The following is an 18,310-nucleotide window of genomic DNA, read 5'->3' as shown; positions in this document are numbered from 1 at the left end:
CCCCGGTGCCGCATCAGATCGGATCAATACGGATCGCCCACCCGCACGATCTTCAGCGTGTTCGTGCCGCCCGCCGCGCCCATCGGCTCGCCGACGGTCAGCACCACCATGTCGCCGAGCGCGGCATAGCCCTTCGATACCACGACTTCCAGCGCCTGGCTGAGCGCGGTATCGCGGTCGGTGTTCGTATCCAGATGCAGCGGCGTCACGTTACGGAACAGCGACATCGCCCGCTCGCTGCCCAAGCGCGGCGTGAGCGCGAAAATCGGCACATGGGTCCAGTGGCGCGACATCCAGAGCGCGGTCGCGCCCGATTCCGTCAGCGCCACGATCGCCTTCGCGCCCAGATGGAACGCCGTGAACAGCGCGCCCATCGCGATGGACTGGTCGATCCGCGTGAACGTGCGGTCGAGGAAGTCGCGGTCGAGCAGCGAATCTTCCGACTTCTCCGCTTCGAGACAGATCGCGGCCATGGTTTCGATGGTCGTGACCGGATATTTGCCCGCCGCCGTTTCCGCCGACAGCATCACCGCGTCCGTGCCGTCGAGCACGGCATTCGCCACGTCCGACACTTCCGCGCGCGTCGGCACGGGCGCGTGGATCATGGATTCCATCATCTGCGTCGCCGTGATGACGAGCTTGTTCGACTCCCGCGCCATACGGATCATGCGTTTCTGCAACGCCGGAACCGCCGCATTGCCGACTTCCACGGCCAGATCGCCACGCGCGACCATGATGCCGTCGGACGCATCGAGAATACCTTGCAGCGCCGGAATCGCTTCCGCGCGCTCGATCTTCGCGATCATCTTCGGCTTGATGCCGTAAGGCGCGCCGGCGATATTCGCCAGTTGACGCGCCATTTCCATGTCGGTCGCGTTCTTCGGGAACGATACCGCGACAAAATCCGCGCCGAGCGACATCGCGGTCTTGATGTCTTCCATGTCCTTCTCGGTCAGCGCCGGCGCGGTCAGCCCGCCGCCCTGCCGGTTGATGCCCTTGTTGTTCGACAGTTCGCCGCCCACCTTCACGGTGGTGTGGATTTCCTCGCCGATCACGCGCGTCACGTCGAGCACGATCAGCCCGTCGTTCAGCAGCAGGATGTCGCCGGGACGCAGGTCGCGCGGCAGGTCCGGGTAATCGAGGCCGACGCGGTCGTCGTTACCGAGCTGGCAACGCGCGTCGAGAATGAACGGATTGCCCGCCACCAGCATGGTCTTGCCGTTCTCGAATTTGCCGACGCGGATTTTCGGACCTTGCAGGTCCGCCATCAGCGCGACTTCGCGGCCCACCTGACGCGCCGCCTCTCGAACCCACTCGGCGCGCTGACGATGGTCGTCGGCGGTGCCGTGCGAGAAGTTGAAGCGGACGACATCGAGACCCGCCTCCATCATTTTCAGGAGGATTTCCGGTGAACTGGAAGCGGGGCCGATAGTGGCGACAATCTTTGTGGCGCGATGCATGGAACTCCTCGTCTGGGTGGAACCGCCTGATACGGCGCTGCGAGCACGTTGCGCCGACGGTGAGGTATTGCTCACCGGCTGCGGGCGCGCGCCGGATCCGGCCGGCGTCGCTTTTTGATATTGGGATTGCTGCTGTTTCTGTTCCGGCAGCTCCTCGATCCCGCCGATCAGTACCGCCGACGCGATGGCATCGGCAGGGGTGAGACCGGCGTCGGCGGGTTGCTGCGGATTCGTTTCGTTGCTGACTTCTGATTCACCTGCGGGTCCTGCTTGTGCGTCTGCGTTTGCGTCTGCTTGTGCGTCTGTTTCGCGAGCCATGGCCGCGTGCTCCTTTATGTTGTTGTTTTGCGCGCGTCCGGCCTCGCGCGCGCCCTTCTTCTCCGTCCTGGCTCGCGTCGCCAACTTATTGCGCGCCCGCCGCCGCGCGTGCTTCGAGCACTTCCACCGCCGGCAAGGTCTTGCCTTCGAGGAATTCGAGGAACGCGCCGCCACCGGTCGAGATGTAGCTGACTTTGTCGTGAATGCCGTATTTCGCGATGGCCGCGAGGGTATCGCCGCCGCCCGCGATCGAGAACGCCGGGGAATTCGCGATGGCTTCCGCGAGCGTCTTCGTGCCGTTGCCGAACTGGTCGAATTCGAACACGCCGACCGGCCCGTTCCACACGATCGTGCCCGCCTTTTCCAGTTGCGCGGCGAGCGCCTTCGCGGTGTCCGGGCCGATGTCGAGAATGAGATCGTCGTCCTGCACCTGATCGACGGCCTTGGTTTCGGCTTTCGCTGTCGGCGCGAATTCCTTCGCGGTGACGACATCGCTCGGAATCGGCACCGATGCGCCGCGCGCGCGGGCTTGATCGATGATGGTCTTGGCTTCGTCGAGCAGATCCTTCTCCGCCAGCGACTTACCGATGTTCAGGCCCGACGCCAGCATGAACGTATTGGCGATCCCGCCGCCCACGATCAGCTGATCCACTTTTTCGGCCAGCGACTTGAGAATGGTCAGCTTGGTGGACACCTTCGACCCGGCGACGATCGCGACCAGCGGGCGCTTCGGGTTGCCGAGCGCCTTGCCGAGCGCGTCGAGTTCGGCGGCGAGCAGCGGGCCCGCGCACGCGACGGGCGCATATTTGGCGATGCCGTTGGTCGTCGCTTCGGCGCGATGCGCGGTGCCGAAAGCGTCGTTCACGTAGATATCGCAGAGCTTCGCGAGCTTTTGCGACAGCGCGTCGTCGTTCTTTTTCTCGCCTTTGTTGCAGCGGCAGTTTTCTAGCAGCACGACGTTGCCCGGCTGCACTTCCACGCCGTCCACCCAGTTCGCCACCAGCGGCACGTCGCGGCCGAGCAGTTCGCCGAGACGCTTCGCGACCGGCGCGAGCGAGTCTTCCGGCTTGAAAGCGCCTTCGGTCGGGCGGCCCAGATGGGACGTAACCATCACCGCCGCGCCCGCCGCGAGCGCTTCCTGAATGGCAGGCACCGACGCGCGGATCCGCGTGTCTTCGGTGATGTTGCCCTGGTCGTCTTGCGGAACGTTGAGGTCGGCGCGGATAAAGATGCGCTTGGCCGAGACTTTGCCTTCGGCGATCAGATCGGTGAAACGCAGTACTTTCGTCATGGGAGTCAACGTGTGATTAGGAAAGCGGTTCAGGCGAGCGAAGCGGATAGGGCCGCAACGTGCGACGTGCGAGACGCGCACAGACGCGGCGGCCGCCGGTTCGCGGAATCGCCGGGGAAATGCGACGTTCGGACCAGCCCGGAACGGCAGAAGGCTGAAGCGAAATCGAGAACGAAATCGAGAACAAAAGCGAGGAGCGGGACAACGAGGAAGGCGGAAACCGGGGAAGCAGCAGAGGTGAAGCGGATATGCGGGGACGTGCGTCCGGCGAAGCGCCGAGCGCGGGACAGCGAATTTGTGAGCGGTAGCGCGATGACTGCGGGAAACACGTTCGACCCCATTCGATGCGACAGCAAGAGCGCCATTTTAACCGATACCCATGCCCGCTTTGGGCCTGGAATCCGGAATGACGCGTATTTGGCGCGTGAATCAGCGGCGGTCTGCCGTGCGGCGGCGCAGCATTCCGACCTCAGGCGAACAGCCGCAAAAGCGTGAAAACCACCATGCCCACGACGATCGTGCCCAGCATGCTGCGGCGCCACAAATACCAGCCGAGGCCGACGAGCGACGCATACAGCGCATGGTTGGACAACCCGATCGACAAGCCGTGCGGCGTTTCCAGCAGGTCGGGCACGACCACCGCCGCGAGCGCGGCCGCGGGCGCATACCGCAGCGCCCGCTGCGCGCGCGGCGGCAGCACCAGCCGCTCGCCGCCGATCAAAAACGACGCACGGGTGAGCGCGGTCACGAGCGCCATGCCGATGATCGCGAGCCACGTTTCGAGCGGGCTCATCGGGCGCTCCGGCTTTTGGAATCGGCGTTCTGGGGCGTCGCGTCCGGCTCGGGCAGCGGCGCACGGCGTTCGATGCGGGCAAAAACGGCATCGGCGATACTTCCCGCCGCCAGCGCCGCGATCACCGCGAGCGGCAAGCCAAAGCGGTACGGCAGGTCGATCGCGAGCAACGCGACGACACTCGCGACGCCCACGGCGGCAAGCGTCGAGCGCGTCGCGACCGCCGAGACGATCAGCGGCAGCAACGCGAGCGTGCCCGCGAGCTCGAGGCCCCAGTCGTCGGGAAAGAGACTGCCGAGCAAAATGCCCACGATCGACGAAATCTGCCACGACGACCAGCTCGTCATCGCAAGTCCCCAGAAAAACGCTTCCTTGCCGGGCTGGCGGGTGGTCGGGAAATTTCGCTTCGAGAACATCAAATAGATGATGTCGCCGTTGAAATACCCGAGCAGAAGCCTGCGCCACAGCGGCAGATGCGAGAAATGCGGCACGAGCCCGGCGCTGAAGATCACGAAACGCAAGTTGACCATCGCGGCGGTCAGGAGCACGGTCCAGACCGGCAACTTCGCGGCGAAGAGCGGCAGCACGGCGAGTTGCGACGACCCGGCGTACACCGCGATCGACATGCCGAGCGCCTGCGGCAGGCTCAACACGGATTTGCTCATCGCGATGCCGGTGACGAGGCCCCACGAGAACGTCGCGAGAATGGCGGGCGAAAAGGTGCGGACGCCGTCGAAAAAGGCGCGGCGCTGAAGGTCGGACAGCCGGTCGAGCATGGACGCGAGCATTGACGGAAGAACCAGCGCCGGACGGCGGCGCATCGGCAGAATGGGAAACGCGCGATGGAACAGCCGCGCTGATAGGGCGTGCGCGGCACGGATCGCAGGCCGTCGGCGAAAGGCGAATTATAGCGTCGTGAAAGGCGCGAGACGGCCGATCTTGCCCGTTTTGCGTCGAAAAGACGCTAAAATGACGGTCTTTCGGCGCGCCGCGAAAAGCTGCGCCGGCACTGCGATACGCGCGTCGTTTCAGACGCGCGCACGCGAGGCCGGGCGCATCTGACCGGAACCCGCACATTACCTGCAACGAGAGCTAGGAGAACACGTATGTCAATGGCCGACCGCGACGGCAAGATCTGGATGGATGGCAAGCTGATCGACTGGCGCGATGCCAACATCCACGTCCTGACCCACACGCTGCATTACGGCATGGGCGTTTTCGAAGGCGTGCGCGCGTACAAGACGCCGGACGGCACTGCCATTTTCCGCCTGAAGGAACACACGAAGCGCCTGCTCAACTCGGCGAAGATCTTCCAGATGGAAGTCCCGTTCGATCACGCCACGCTCGAAGCCGCGCAACTCGAAGTCGTGCGCACGAACAAGCTGGAGTCGTGCTATATCCGCCCGCTGATCTGGGTCGGCTCGGAGAAGCTCGGCGTATCGGCGAAGGGCAACACCATTCACGTGGCGATCGCCGCGTGGCCGTGGGGCGCCTATCTCGGCGACGACGGCCTGGCGAAGGGCATCCGCGTGAAGACGTCGTCGTTCACGCGCCATCACGTGAACGTGTCGATGGTCCGCGCGAAGGCATCGGGCTGGTACGTGAACTCGATCCTGGCGAACCAGGAAGCCGTGACCGACGGCTACGACGAAGCGCTTCTGCTCGACGTGGACGGCTACGTCTCCGAAGGCTCGGGCGAGAACTTCTTCCTGGTGAACAACGGCAAGCTTTACACGCCGGATCTTTCGTCGTGCCTCGACGGCATCACGCGCGACACCATCATCACGCTCGCGCGCGATTTCGGCATTCCGGTGATCGAAAAGCGCATCACGCGCGACGAGGTCTACACCTGCGACGAAGCGTTCTTCACCGGCACGGCCGCCGAAGTGACGCCGATCCGCGAACTCGACAACCGCACGATCGGCGATGGCAAGCGCGGTCCGATCACGGAAAAGCTGCAAAGCGCGTTTTTCGATATCGTCTCGGGCAAGAACGAAAAATACGCCGGCTGGCTCGCGAAGGTCTGAACGCGGCGAAGCCGGACACGGCGCGCCGGTGGGCTTCACCGGCGCGCCTCCCCACACGAAACAAACGAGATTCCTCATGAGCGAACTGAAGGAAATGCCGCTGGTGGAACTGTCGGCGAAGGATGTGCCGGCGTACTGTCCGAACCCGTCGATGCCGCGCTGGAGCACGCATCCGCGCGTTTTTCTCGACGTCACGCACGGCGAAGCGCGTTGTCCGTATTGCGGCACGCGTTACAAGCTGAAAGCCGGCGAAGTCGTCAAAGGTCACTGAGCGGCACACCGCCTGGCTTTAAGTCCGATGCCCCGAGCGGGTCGCGCAAGCGCGGCCCGCTTTGGGTCGTCTGAACGGCCTGCACCGCTGTTCCTCTCGTTGTTCTTCTAATTACTGAACCCTCACGCCCAATGGCCTGAGCCGCGTTCTTTTTGAGACCGGAAATTACTTAGATGCGTCGCGCGTTGGTTATTGCACCGAACTGGATCGGTGACGCATTGATGGCGCAGCCGCTCTTTTCGCTGCTGCGAAAGCTGCATCCGCGCATCGTGATCGATGCCGTCGCGCCCGCGTGGGTGGCGCCGGTGCTCGAACGGATGCCGGAAATCCACGACGTCTACGCGACCGATCTCGCCCACGGCAAGCTGCAGATGCTGCGCCGCTGGCAACTCGCGAGCGATTTGCGCGATGTCGGCTACGACGCGGCCTACGTGCTGCCGAATTCGCTGAAATCGGCGCTGATTCCGTGGCTCGCGGGCATTCCGCTGAGGATCGGCTATACCGGCGAAAGCCGCTACGGCCTGCTCAACGTGCGTCACAAGAATCCGCCGAAAGGCGAGCGCCCGCCGATGGTCGGCCAGTACGCCGCCCTCGCCTACGCGCCGGGCGCAAAGCTGCCGTTCGCGACGCAACCGGCCGAAGGCCAGACGCAACTTCCCGTCCCGCGCCTCGACACGGATCTCAACGAAGCGGCGCGCGTCTCGGCGCGCTTCAATCTCGACACGCGCGCGCCGCTCGTCGTGTTCTGTCCGGGCGCGGAGTACGGTCCGGCGAAACGCTGGCCGCCCGAGCATTTCGCGGCGCTCGCGCATTTCGTCGCGCAGTCGTTTCCTTACGCGCGCATCGTGGCGCTCGGGTCGCCGAAAGACGCGCCGGTCGCGCAAGCTATCGCCGATCGTGCGTCGAATGTGCGCAATCTCTGCGGCCAGACATCGCTCGGCGAAGCGTGCGCGCTGATCTCGCGCGCGAGCGCCGTCGTCACCAACGACTCCGGCCTGATGCACGTCGCCGCCGCGCTGCGACGCCCGCTCGTCGCGGTGTTCGGCTCGACCGACCCGCGCCACACCCCGCCCCTCTCCGATCTCGCAAAGGTACAATGGCTGCATCTTGAGTGCAGTCCATGCTTCGCCCGCGAGTGCCCGCTCGGCCATCTGAACTGCCTGCGCGAACTGAGCGCGGAACAGGTTTTCGGCGACTTGCGGGGCATGTTGCTCGCGCATCGTTAGGTTCGAACGCGGCCGCTCCAACTGCGTGACGTGGCCGCAATCGAATGCAATGTGCGGGCGCTGACACGCGAATGTCCCCGAGCGGGGGCATGCTTTGATTCATGACCCGGCTTGAGTTCCGCCGCCGCAAACGCGGGTGGCGGGACGCGCCGAACGCCAGAGACCCACGAGCCATGCCACGTTTTGCCCGACTCTTCGAAGCCGCCGCCGATACCCTCAACGCCTACTATCAGGCCGTCGCCGAGGCGAATGTCGACCGCGTGATGGCGCTGTGGATCGACGAGGAGTTCGCGACCTGCATCAGCGCGGACGGCGCGCATCTGCATGGGCTCGACAATATTCGCGCGGGCCTTTCCATTCAGCTCGAAGCCGCGCACACCGTGATCGAACCGCTCGATATCCGTGTGTACGACAGTCTCGGCACGGTCGTGTACGCGATTGCCGAAGCGCATCAGCCGGCCGATCCCGCCGACCTGCCGCGCATGATCTTCACGACCTACGTGATGGTGCACGAGCGCGGCGAGTGGCGTATCGCGCATATCCACGCGAGCCCGATGCCCGACGAAGCCGCCGGCCAGTTCGCCGCGAAGATGCGCCACGGGAAGGGTCCGCTGCACTGAACACGCTGTAAAGAGAAGAAGCCGTCCGAAGGGGAGCCGCCATGAAACGTGATCCGTTGATCCCGTCCAGTCCGTCTTTCGTCGACCACGCGCCGGGTGGGGCCGAGGCGGCGTCCGTGCCGGTCGAACCGCTCGCGGAATGGCTCTATCGCGCGCCGCGCTGGCTGCCGACCAGCCACGCGCAAACCATCGTTCCCGCCCTCTTCGCCCGTCGTCCCGCCGTGAATTACCGGCGCGAGCGCTGGGACACGCCCGACGGCGACTTCATCGATCTCGACTGGCTCGATACCGCTGCAAATCCGGCCGCGCCGCTTTTCGTGCTGTTCCACGGCCTCGAAGGCAGTTCCGATTCCCACTACGCCCGCGTCCTGATGGCCGAAGCGCACGCACGCGGCTGGCACGGCGTCGTGCCGCATTTTCGCAGTTGCAGCGGGCCGATGAACCTGCTGCCGCGCTTCTACCATCTTGCCGACAGCAACGAAGTCGACTGGATCCTGCGCCGGCTCGCGGCGACGCACGCCGGGCCGGTCGTCGCGGCGGGCGTCTCGCTCGGCGGCAACGTGCTGCTGCGCTGGCTGTGCGAACGCGAGGGCGAGGCGCGGGTGATCGACGCGGCGGCTGCGATCTCCGCGCCGCTCGATGTCCACGCGGGCGGCCACGCGATCTCGCAAGGTTTCGGCCGCGTATACACGCGTAGTTTTCTCAAGACGCTCAAGCTGAAAGCGCTCGCCAAGCTGGAACAATTCCCGGGCCTCTTCGACCGCGACGCGATGCTCGCCGCGCGCACGATGTACGCGTTCGACAACGCCGTGACCGCGCCGCTGCACGGTTTTCGCGACACCGATCACTACTGGTCGAGCGCCACCACGCGCCCGCTTTTGCCGAATATCGAAGTGCCGACGCTGATCCTGAACGCGCGCAACGATCCGTTCCTGCCGGCTTCCGTGCTGCCGTCGCGACACGAGGTCTCGGAAGCCGTCACGCTCGATCAACCCGATCACGGCGGCCATGTCGGCTTTATGACCGGACCGTTTCCGGGGCGGATCGACTGGCTTTCACAACGCGTTTTCGGCTATCTGGAACAATTCCCCGACCATGGATGAACTCGTCAAGCAGGCGCTCGCCAAATGGCCGAACGTGCCGCATTGCACCGGCTGGCTGCTGCTCGACCGGCGCGGCCAGTGGCGCATGCGCGACGACGCGGTACAAGCGGCGGGCGAATCGGGCGATCCGATCCGGCATGAGGCGCTGATCGGCTTCATCAATCGGAACTACGAGCACGACGCCCGCGGCCAGTGGTTTTTCCAGAACGGCCCGCAGCGCGTGTACGTGGAACTGGCGTATACGCCGACGATCGTGCGCTTGAGTTTGAGCCCGGACGCCAGCGAACTGACGCTCACCGATCACGCGGGCGCGCTCTTCGAGCCGTCGGAAGCGTGGATCGACGACGACGGCGGCGTGCTGTTTTCGGACGCCGCCATGCCGCCACGCGTGGCGGCGCTCCATGATCACGATCTCGATTTGCTGGCGCAGCACGCGACGCTCGACGCGGACGGCGCGGGCGGCGTGTTCCACTGGCGCGCCGCGCAGAATCTGCCGCTCCAGCCGATCCGCCGTGCCGATGTCGCCGCGCGCTTCGGTTTTGTCGCGAGTCCTGCCGCGCTCGCGGCCGCGGCCTAGCTCGCGCGGTCAGGCGCAGGTCAGGCGCGGGTCGGCGCGGGTCGGCGCGGGTCAGGAAAATCCGCCGTCCTTTTCCTGCTCGCGCTCTTCCTTGTAGCGCGATTCGAAATCGCGCAAACGCGCTGAAATCGTCGATAAATCGTAGAAGTTCGCGCTTTTCACGTCGCGCGCTTCCTTCAACTGGCGGATCGCCGACGGCCACGCGCCGTCGAGCGCGAATTTTTCCGCCATCGCCCGATGCTGCTCCAGCGGATCGTTCGCGCCCACGCACGCTTCCGCCAGATACCGCCACCAGTCCGGCTGCGCAGGATCGGCGCGGGTCTCGGCTCTCGCGAGCGTGCGCGCATCGTCGAAACGCTGCGCCGACAGCAGCGCCCGCAAATGCGTTTCGATCGCCGCGTGCGACGCCGGCCAGCGACGCTGCGCGGTATCCGCGAGACGCACGGCCTCGTCCGCGCGACCTGCACGGCGCGCGATCTCGGCGGCCAAAACGTCGAGACTCGGTGAACTCCGGCTGGCGGGCGCGATGGACGTTGGTTTGATCGGCTTCGCGCTGGTGATCCGGATCGCCGCGTTGGTCGCCGGTTCCGGGCTCAAGCTGCGGGTCTGAGCGTCCTCGTTTTTGACCTCGCTGGCGGCCTGCGCCGCGTTCGCCAGTTCGCCTTCGAACAGCCGGCGCGACGTGGCGAGCGACTCGCCGGCCGGGCCGTAATCGCCGAGCAGTGTCTGCGCGAGCGCGATGCCATACCAGTTCGCGGCGGCGTTGAGCGCGGTTTGATCGTCGATTTCGGCACGCAGGCGGCTCACGATATCGCGATAATCGCTCGCGGAATTCACCTGCAGCACGCGGGCGCGCGCCCGCACGAAACCGTACTCCGACGACTGGCGCGGCTGACGGTACGGCACGCGTCGCGCGCGGTCTTCCATATCGGCGATCCGCTCGCCCGTCAGCGGGTGGGTGCGCGCGTAGGGCGGCACGCCGGCGTCGCCCATCGCCGAGCGGTCGAGGCGCTCGAAAAACGTGGCCATCGCGTACGGATCGTAGCCGGCGGCGCTCAGCATCTGAAAGCCGACGCGATCCGCCTCGTGCTCGGCCGAGCGCGAAAAGCGCAACTGGCTGTCGACCGCGAACGCCTGGCCGCTCATCGCGATCCCCATGCCGAGGTCGCCGCTTCTCGCGACCACGCCCGCGAGCAGGCCGAGCAGCATCGCGGCGAGCGCGGCGTAGCCACTGCGCTCGCTCGTGCCGAGCATCCGCGCGATATGCCGCTGCAGCACGTGCCCCATCTCGTGTCCGATCACCGACGCCAGTTCCGACTCCGTCTGACTCGTCGCGATCAACCCGGTATTCACGCCGATAAAGCCGCCGGGCATCGAAAACGCGTTGATCTGCGGGTCGCGGACCGGAAACAGGTCGAAATCGGGCAAATAGCCGCCGAGGTATTGCGACACCGCCGCCGTCGATAATTTCGATGCGATCGAGTTGAGGTAGTCGCGCATCAGCCAGTCGTCGAGATAGTCGGGTTCGCGGCGCAGGTCCCGCATCATGCGTTCACCGACCCGCCGTTCCGCTTGCGGTGTGAGCGTGCCGCCCGAACCGTCGCCGAGATCGGGGAGTTCCATCGCGTTGAGCGGCGCGCGCATGCCGACTTTTTCGCCCGGCCGGTTGGCGAAGCGCGCATCCGCGCCGCCGTAGACGCCGAAGACGCCATCGGCGAAATTCGCGGGTGCATCGCGGGATAACGCCGCCGCGCTGGATGAATACACGTTCGCTGTGCCCGGGCTTGTGCTCGAACTCGCGCCCGCGGACGACGCCGCTCGCGGTGCCGTCTGCGCGAACGACGCGGGCGGCACGGCGAGACATACACACAGCACGGCGGTCAGAAGACGTTTCGGGCGCATGGCGAACAGTGAAACAGCGCGGCCGCGCGAGCGGCGGGATGAGGGAAACGGGCTTATCGTATCAAGTGCTTATCGAGTATTGGGTGTGCCCGCGCGAAATTCGGCGGATTTGCGGTTTCGGGCCAGGCGATCCGGTTTTACGCGCCGAACCGCGCGTTTTTCGGCTGGTATCATAAGCGCCCCATGGCAGGAGAGATTATGTCCGGACTCACTCATTTCGACGCGGCGGGCGACGCCCACATGGTCGATGTCGGCGATAAAAGCGAGACGCGGCGCGTGGCGATCGCGCGCGGTTCGATCGCGATGAAGCCCGACACGCTCGCGCTGATTCGCGGCGGCAACGCGAAAAAAGGCGACGTGATCGGCGTGGCGCGGATCGCGGCGATTCAGGGCGCGAAACGCACCGCCGACCTGATTCCGTTGTGCCATCCGCTCGCGCTCACGCGCGTCGCCGTCGAATTCGACATGGACGACGCGCTGCCCGGCGTGCATTGCGAAGTGCGTGTTGAAACGGTGGGACGAACCGGTGTGGAGATGGAGGCGCTGACTGCGGTGCAGATCGGTCTGCTGACCGTTTATGACATGTGCAAGGCGGTGGATCGCGAGATGCGGATCACCGATGTGCATGTGGTAGAGAAGCGCGGGGGGAAGTCGGGGGATTGGGTGGCTACGTGACGTCGCTTCGTCGCGACAAATAAAAAAGCCGTTCCGCGCAGCGCGGAACGGCTTTTTCAATTCAACGAGAACGCTTCGAGCGGCTTCAGCTCACTCGTCATCACCCTCATCGTCGTCCTGCTCGAAATTGTCCTTCGACGGCGTGCCGTATTGCTTCACCAGCTTCGCCCTGAAGCCCGCGAGCGTCTTCCCCTGCTCGTCGATCAACTGATACAACGCCGCCAGTTGCTTCGGCCAGTCGTGCAGTTCCATCGCGAAAATCTTCAGGCGCGCGACGGTATCCAGCGCGTCGTCCTGCTGGCCCGCCAGCGCCTGCAACACGGCGTAACGACGCAACACGGTCTCGCCCGGTAGCAACGCAATCGCCTGACGGTGCATCGCGAGTTTCATCGCGAGATCCTGGCTATTCATCGGCAGCAGCGTCGCCGCGCCGTATTCGCCCCACGCGCGGAACAGGAAGGCCGGATCGGCGTTGTATTGCTCGGCCGGGCGCGTGCCGTAATACAGCACTTCCGACCGGTTGTAGTCGCGCATGACCGGATAGAGCGATGCCAACCCGCCGATCACCAGCACCGTATAAACACCGAGCGACACGGGCCGCGCGACCAGCCGCAGCGAACGCGTTTCGAGCAAACCGATCACGAGCATCGCGGGCATCAGGAAAAACATGTACTGCTGCGGATATTCGACCAACGCGTGCATCAGCAGCACGCCGAGCAGCGCCAGCCCGAAGATGCGTGCGGGCGTCTGCGGGGCGCGCACAACGCGCACGAACCACGTCGCGATGCCGAGCACCAGAATACCGACGCCCAGGAGCCCGGTTTTAGCGAGCAAATCGATGAAGATATCGTGCGAATTATTAGCGATCTCCACGCCGCCCAGATCCCGCACCATGTCGAACTGATAACGCGGAAACTCGCCCCAGCCGACGCCGAGCAGCGGATGCTCGTGGAACATCGTCCAGCCGTATTTCCAGAGCGCGAGACGCGGCGCGATCTGGTTCGCGTCCTGCATGCGCTCCGCCGCCGACTGGCCGAGTTCGAGGTGATAGCGCACGTTCGCCCACCGGACCGCGCCGTTCACGAGGACGAACAGCACGCCCAGCACAACCGGCAGCAGCCACGCTCGGGTATCGCGCCGCGCGGAAACCGCGAATCCTTCGGCCTTCTCGCGGCCGAGCGCGAACGCCATCCACCAACCCGCGACGCAGATCACGCCCATTTGCAGCCACGGTCCGCGCGAAACGGTGAGCGCGAGGCCCGTCGCGAAAACGGCGGATGCGACAAGCCACACGACCATATTCAGCCGCCGCGCCTGCACGAGGTAAAGCGCCGCCGCCATCGCGAACGCGATATAGGTCGCAAGATGGTTCGCCTGCGCCATGTTGCCGAACGGCCGGCGCTCGATCGCGACGTTATACGCGACGACGAGCGGCGTGAACTTCACTTCGAGATGGAGCAGCTGCACGACCTGGCAAAACACCGCAAACAGGCCGCCGACCATCAGCGCCGCCGCGCCCCAGCGCATCGCTTTATCGGCGAGACCGGCGCGCACGAGGGCGAAACCCGTATGCACCGCGACGAACGCAGAAAGCAGATAGCCCGCGCCAAGCCAGTTCATCGAGGGCTGCGCGACCGGCAACACCACGGTTTGCACGGCGAGCAACGCGCCGAAGGCGAGCGGCATCAGCGAAACCATCGGCGACGCGAACGCGATACGCGGCTCGGACACGTTCACCATCAGCAAAACGGTCGCACCGAGCGCCAGGTAAAGCGCGAACGCGCAGAACTCGGCGTAGAAGGTCGGAATCGGATAGGTGTGGTTGACGACCGCGTAGGGAATCGTCAAGGCGAGACACAGTGCAGCCAGGGAAAGATAACGCGCGATGTTTGAAGGCATGAGGGGTCGGGAACGTCGGCAACCGGCGCACTATACAAAAATTTACCCGGGCTGTCCGACGCACCGTGTCGAAAACCGTGCAAATCGTGCGGATGTGGCGTTTTTGTACGAATCGCGGGCCTGGAATGGGGTTTTTTTGCCGGCAACTGCCCTTATCCGACATTGCCGGCAACATCGCTCATGTCAGGCGCGGCATTCCGGCGGTGCGAGATTCGAGGCCAGTGTCGGCGCGTCCGAAGGCGACGGCCCGGCACCCGGCGCGGGCAACGACGACGCCGCCTTGGCCGCCGCGAAGCATTCCCACGTCACCGCGCCCGCCTGGACCGCGCCTTTCGCGAGCGGGATTCGTGCGGTCGGCGTGTCGGCGTTGTCGGGCGCGGACGGCACGAGCACAAGCGTATTCGAGCCGGCGGGCGCGACGCGCGTCGAATAGGCGATCGTGATCTGGCCGTTGTCGCTGTCCACGTGAATCGATTCGACGTTGCGCGTACCCGGCGGCGACGCGTAACCGCCGTTGAGATCGCCACCGCTCGCGGCGTTTTCAGCCACCGCGATCCGCGCCGACGACGCGAGCGACAAGCCCTCGCCCACGCGGCTTCTCGCCAGATAATCCTGATACGCCGGGATCGCATACGCCGCGACCACGCCGACAATCGCCAGCACGATCATCAATTCGATCAGCGTAAAGCCCGACCACACTCGGCCGGCGTCGCGCCGCTTAACCTCGCGCGACGTTTCCGCCGCGCCAAAACCGCTCACCATTACCGTCATCGCTGAACTCCAAAAAGGACAAAGCGCCCGGCCGCGCAATGCGGATCGGACGCTTCAATCTTATTCAGCAGTGCGCGTGAGCGGCAGTCAGCCGGATGGCTAACGTGAAGCGAAAGTGAACGCCAGCGCCAAGCTAACGCGCAAGAATGCGGCTCAACTCTGCGGCTCAACTCTGCGGCTCAACTCTGCGGCTGACGCTCCGTTGCGACGGCGCGGCGGCGGAACAGCCAGCCCGCCGCGAGCACCACGAGCGCACCCAGCGCGTGCGCGGTGTATTCGACGGCCGGCGTGTTGAGCGCGGGCCACCGGTCGATAAACGGATCGCCGATAATCAGCCCGCCCGCGATCCAGCCGAGCAGCCCCGCGCCGAGCGCGATGACGACCGGATAGCGGTCAAGCAGCTTGAGCACCAGCGTGCTGCCCCACACGATCAGCGGAATGCTCACGATCAACCCGAAGATCACGAGCGTGAGCCGATGCTGCGGGTCCGCCGCCTCGGCCGCGCCGGCAATGGCGATCACGTTGTCGAGGCTCATCACGGCGTCCGCGACGATGATCGTCTTGACGGCCGCCCAGAGCTTGTCGGACGCGGCGACGTGCGGATCGTCGTGACCCGGCATCATCAATTTGATACCGATCCACAGCAGCAACAGCCCGCCGACGAACTTGAGAAACGGTATGTCCAGCAGCACCACGGCAAATGCGATCAGCACGACGCGCAGCACGATCGCGCCGAGCGTGCCGAGCAGGACGCCGCGCGTGCGTTGCGCGTCGGGCAAATTTCGGCACGCGAGCGCGATCACGACGGCGTTGTCGCCGCCGAGCAGAATATCGATAACGATGATTTGCAGCACCGCGCCCCAATGGAGCGTCGCGAAGAATTCGAGCATGTCGGGCGTCTGAGAAATCGGCTGCGTCCAGCGCTTGTCGTGCGTGGACGCCGGAAATAAAAAAGCGAGGAAGCTATTCGCTCCCTCGCTTCAGAATCAACTTTTGCGAAAGGGTTCCGTAAGAGTACCAAACCCTGACGCTTCGCGCCGAATCTTGTGGCGCGGCGCCGGATCGGACGACCCGGACGCCGCCGCCGGCTTAGATCACCGACTTCAGAAGACGACCCATTTCCGACGGGTTCTTCGTGACCTTGATGCCGCAGGCGTCCATGATTTCCAGCTTCGCGTCGGCCGTATCGGCACCGCCCGAGATCAGCGCGCCGGCGTGGCCCATGCGCTTGCCCGGAGGCGCCGTGACACCCGCGATGAAGCCGACCACCGGCTTCTTCATGTTGTCCTTGATCCAGTAAGCCGCGTTGGCTTCGTCCGGACCGCCGATCTCGCCGATCATGATCACGGCGTCCGTGTCGGGATCGTCGTTGAACATCTTCATGATGTCGATGTGCTTGAGACCGTTGATCGGATCGCCGCCGATACCCACTGCCGACGATTGGCCGAGACCCAGCGCCGTCAGTTGGCCGACCGCTTCATACGTCAGCGTGCCCGAACGCGACACGACGCCAATACGGCCCTTCTTGTGGATGTGACCCGGCATGATGCCGATCTTCAGTTCGTCCGGCGTGATCGTGCCCGGGCAGTTCGGTCCAAGCAGCAGCGTCTTGCGATTTTCGCGACGCATGCGGTCCTTGATCTCGAGCATGTCGCGAACCGGAATGCCTTCGGTGATGCAGATCGCGAGATCCAGATCCGCTTCGACCGCTTCCCAGATCGCCGCAGCCGCGCCAGCCGGCGGCACGTAGATCACCGAAACGGTTGCGCCCGTTTCGGCCTTCGCTTCCGCGACGCTTGCATAGATGGGAATGCCTTCGAAATCTTCACCGGCTTTCTTCGGGTTCACGCCCGCCACGTATGCCTCACGGCCGTTCGCGTACTCGCGGCAAGCGCGCGTATGGAACTGACCGGTCTTGCCGGTGATGCCCTGCGTGATGACCTTTGTGTCTTTGTTGATCAGAATCGACATGTATAGACCTCTGTTCGTTTGGCGGCGTCCCGCCCGCGCCCGATGTCTCGGGCGCGCGGAAAAACGCCGCCATTCGTATCTTATGGAACGCTCGTAACCGCTTTACGCAGGGTAAAGCGCTTACTTGCCAACGGCGGCCGCAACCACCTTCTGCGCGGCTTCTTCCATGCTGTCAGCCGCGATGATCGGGAGACCCGAATCCGCCAGCATCTTCTTGCCGAGGTCCTCGTTCGTGCCCTTCATGCGCACGACGAGCGGCACCTTCAGCGACACGGCCTTCGACGCCGCGATCACGCCTTCCGCGATCACGTCGCAGCGCATGATGCCGCCGAAAATGTTGACCAGGATCGCCTTCAGGCCCGGGTTCTTCAACATGATCTTGAAGGCTTCCGTGACCTTTTCGGTCGTCGCGCCGCCGCCGACGTCCAGGAAGTTCGCCGGCTCGCCGCCGAAGAGCTTGATGGTGTCCATCGTCGCCATTGCCAGACCCGCGCCGTTCACGAGACAGCCGATATTGCCGTCGAGCGAGATGTACGCGAGATCGAACTTCGACGCTTCCACTTCAGCCGGATCTTCTTCGTCCACATCGCGATACGCGACGATGTCCGGGTGACGGAACAGCGCGTTCGCGTCGAAGTTGAACTTGGCGTCGAGCGCGATCACCTTGCCGTCGCCGGTGACGATCAGCGGGTTGATTTCCGCGAGCGAGGCGTCCGTTTCCCAGAAAGCCTTGTACAGACCTTGCAGGATGGCGCGCGCTTGCGGCAGCGATGCGTCGGGAATGCCGATCTTGCGGGCGAGGTCGTCCGCGTCCGCATCTTGCAGGCCGGTTGCCGGGTCGACGGGGAACTTGTGCAGCAGTTCCGGCGTCTTTTCCGCGACTTCCTCAATGTCCATGCCGCCTTCGCTCGACGCCATCACGACGACTTTTTGCGAGACACGGTCGAGCACCAGGCCGATGTACAGTTCCTTCTTGATGTCCGCGCCTTCCTCGATGAGCAGGCGGTTCACCTTCTGGCCTTCAGGGCCGGTCTGGTGGGTGACGAGCTGCATGCCGAGGATCTGGTTCGAGTATTCGCGAACCTGCTCCAGCGACTTCGCAACCTTCACGCCGCCGCCCTTACCGCGGCCGCCAGCATGAATTTGCGCCTTGACGACCCATATCGGGCCGCCCAGCTCTTCCGCGGCCTTGACCGCATCATCCACCGAGAACACGGGCTTGCCGCGCGGGACCGCGACGCCGAACTTCCGCAGGATTTCCTTACCCTGGTACTCGTGAATCTTCATGCGTGATTCCTTCAGTCTGAGAGTTGGATAGAACTTCGTGTTTTCTTGAACCGCTTGTTTCTTCAGATTCTTTTCAGATTCTTTCTTGCAGATTCTTGGCCTGATCGGGCCGATTTCTG

17 protein-coding genes are annotated in these 18,310 nt (G+C 64.6%); 7 read left to right on the top strand and 10 right to left on the bottom strand.

Going from position 1 to position 18,310, the window contains the following annotated elements:
• Window positions 1-23: 23 nt before the first annotated feature.
• The 4 genes from pyk to AC3D25_RS04095 all read right to left on the bottom strand — a co-directional run bounded on the left by pyk (window position 24) and on the right by AC3D25_RS04095 (window position 4,638).
• Entirely contained in the window at window positions 24-1,460 is a 1,437-nt protein-coding gene (gene pyk, locus AC3D25_RS04110) for a pyruvate kinase (protein WP_488889590.1), read from the bottom strand.
• Window positions 1,461-1,863: 403 nt separating this feature from the next.
• On the bottom strand, window positions 1,864-3,069 hold the full coding sequence (locus tag AC3D25_RS04105; protein ID WP_488887200.1) for a phosphoglycerate kinase: 1,206 nt from the start codon (window positions 3,067-3,069) through the stop codon (window positions 1,864-1,866).
• A 469-nt stretch (window positions 3,070-3,538) separates the two neighbouring features.
• A complete protein-coding gene (locus AC3D25_RS04100) occupies window positions 3,539-3,862 on the bottom strand; it encodes an AzlD domain-containing protein (protein WP_488887199.1) in 324 nt (107 codons plus the stop codon).
• A complete protein-coding gene (locus AC3D25_RS04095; RefSeq protein WP_488889589.1) occupies window positions 3,859-4,638 on the bottom strand; it encodes an AzlC family ABC transporter permease in 780 nt (259 codons plus the stop codon). The genes AC3D25_RS04100 and AC3D25_RS04095 overlap by 4 nt, the downstream gene beginning before the upstream one ends.
• A gap of 330 nt (window positions 4,639-4,968) precedes the next feature.
• Here AC3D25_RS04095 and AC3D25_RS04090 point away from each other — a divergent pair, with 330 nt between their 5' ends.
• The 6 genes from AC3D25_RS04090 (at window position 4,969) to AC3D25_RS04065 (ending at window position 9,686) form a co-directional block, all read left to right on the top strand.
• Window positions 4,969-5,889 (top strand): branched-chain amino acid transaminase, encoded by a 921-nt coding sequence (locus tag AC3D25_RS04090; protein WP_488887198.1) that lies wholly within the window; start codon window positions 4,969-4,971, stop codon window positions 5,887-5,889.
• A 76-nt stretch (window positions 5,890-5,965) separates the two neighbouring features.
• Complete coding sequence (locus AC3D25_RS04085; protein ID WP_488887197.1) at window positions 5,966-6,160, top strand: zinc-finger domain-containing protein; 195 nt, start codon at window positions 5,966-5,968, stop codon at window positions 6,158-6,160.
• A 173-nt stretch (window positions 6,161-6,333) separates the two neighbouring features.
• Entirely contained in the window at window positions 6,334-7,386 is a 1,053-nt protein-coding gene (waaF, locus tag AC3D25_RS04080) for a lipopolysaccharide heptosyltransferase II (RefSeq protein WP_488887196.1), read from the top strand.
• Between the two features lie 173 nt (window positions 7,387-7,559).
• Window positions 7,560-8,006: a nuclear transport factor 2 family protein gene (locus AC3D25_RS04075; protein ID WP_488887195.1), complete on the top strand. Its 447-nt coding sequence runs from the start codon at window positions 7,560-7,562 to the stop codon at window positions 8,004-8,006.
• 41 nt (window positions 8,007-8,047) lie between these two features.
• Window positions 8,048-9,109, top strand: coding sequence for a hydrolase (locus tag AC3D25_RS04070; RefSeq protein WP_488887194.1), 1,062 nt, complete (start codon window positions 8,048-8,050; stop codon window positions 9,107-9,109).
• Entirely contained in the window at window positions 9,102-9,686 is a 585-nt protein-coding gene (locus AC3D25_RS04065; protein WP_488887193.1) for a DUF2946 family protein, read from the top strand. The genes AC3D25_RS04070 and AC3D25_RS04065 overlap by 8 nt, the downstream gene beginning before the upstream one ends.
• Before the next feature lie 51 nt (window positions 9,687-9,737).
• Here the strand turns inward: AC3D25_RS04065 and AC3D25_RS04060 are convergent, their stop codons facing one another.
• Window positions 9,738-11,588, bottom strand: coding sequence for a M48 family metalloprotease (locus AC3D25_RS04060; RefSeq protein ID WP_488887192.1), 1,851 nt, complete (start codon window positions 11,586-11,588; stop codon window positions 9,738-9,740).
• Window positions 11,589-11,786: 198 nt separating this feature from the next.
• Here AC3D25_RS04060 and moaC point away from each other — a divergent pair, with 198 nt between their 5' ends.
• Window positions 11,787-12,263 (top strand): cyclic pyranopterin monophosphate synthase MoaC, encoded by a 477-nt coding sequence (moaC, locus tag AC3D25_RS04055; RefSeq protein WP_488887191.1) that lies wholly within the window; start codon window positions 11,787-11,789, stop codon window positions 12,261-12,263.
• Window positions 12,264-12,353: 90 nt separating this feature from the next.
• Here the strand turns inward: moaC and AC3D25_RS04050 are convergent, their stop codons facing one another.
• The 5 genes from AC3D25_RS04050 to sucC form a co-directional block, all read right to left on the bottom strand.
• Window positions 12,354-14,162 (bottom strand): PglL family O-oligosaccharyltransferase, encoded by a 1,809-nt coding sequence (locus AC3D25_RS04050; RefSeq protein ID WP_488887190.1) that lies wholly within the window; start codon window positions 14,160-14,162, stop codon window positions 12,354-12,356.
• A 183-nt stretch (window positions 14,163-14,345) separates the two neighbouring features.
• Entirely contained in the window at window positions 14,346-14,933 is a 588-nt protein-coding gene (locus AC3D25_RS04045; protein ID WP_488887189.1) for a pilin, read from the bottom strand.
• A 179-nt stretch (window positions 14,934-15,112) separates the two neighbouring features.
• Window positions 15,113-15,823, bottom strand: a complete 711-nt coding sequence (locus AC3D25_RS04040) for a TerC family protein (RefSeq protein WP_488887188.1) — start codon at window positions 15,821-15,823, stop codon at window positions 15,113-15,115.
• 199 nt (window positions 15,824-16,022) lie between these two features.
• A complete protein-coding gene (sucD, locus tag AC3D25_RS04035) occupies window positions 16,023-16,904 on the bottom strand; it encodes a succinate--CoA ligase subunit alpha (RefSeq protein ID WP_488887187.1) in 882 nt (293 codons plus the stop codon).
• 120 nt (window positions 16,905-17,024) lie between these two features.
• Window positions 17,025-18,206, bottom strand: a complete 1,182-nt coding sequence (gene sucC / locus AC3D25_RS04030) for an ADP-forming succinate--CoA ligase subunit beta (protein ID WP_488889588.1) — start codon at window positions 18,204-18,206, stop codon at window positions 17,025-17,027.
• Window positions 18,207-18,310 lie beyond the last annotated feature (104 nt).

Source organism: Caballeronia sp. SL1002 (genome assembly GCF_057814995.1).
This window is presented reverse-complemented; position numbering and strand designations above follow the sequence as displayed.